At 41.3% G+C, this 489-nt stretch carries 1 pseudogene; it reads right to left on the reverse strand.

From position 1 onward, the window contains the following. Positions 1-351: 351 nt before the first annotated feature. Positions 352-489 (reverse strand): annotated as a pseudogene (locus HEN33_RS25455) (tyrosine-type recombinase/integrase); the annotation flags it as partial.

Consider the following 489-nt stretch of genomic DNA (forward strand, 5'->3'; position numbering starts at 1 on the left):
GTTTATAATTCGGTATCAAATGTACTGGTTGTACAAGGTTCAGAACGCAAGCACATTCAACAGTACGTCAGGACTATTGATTTCATAACAGTGAATACATTTTTTACCGTTTATAATGACTGCCTGTGTTGGACAAGGATACCAGAACAGCCGAAAACACCGGGGGTTATTACCTGCTCTCATGGAAACCAGATATTCCTGGTGCTAATCACAGTCATAAATAGCCTGAAGAACATGACGAAGGGACTTTAATGGAAGCCGGAGTAACTTGCCAGAACATCAATCTTCGTCATCATTTACAAAGAAAAATAATCAGTTAAAGCAGTCCGGGCAATCAGCCCGGACTGCTTACTATTTTAATGGATTGTTAATCTTTGCATATTCAAACGGGCTGATACCCTTATCTCTGTTCGCATCCAGAAAATCTGCCCACCACTGTAGCATCAGTCGACGTTCTTCCAGATGTTCTGCTTTATGGATATACGCAGC

The organism is Escherichia sp. 94.0001, assembly GCF_013369155.2.
GTDB classification, from domain to species: domain Bacteria; phylum Pseudomonadota; class Gammaproteobacteria; order Enterobacterales; family Enterobacteriaceae; genus Escherichia; species Escherichia coli_F.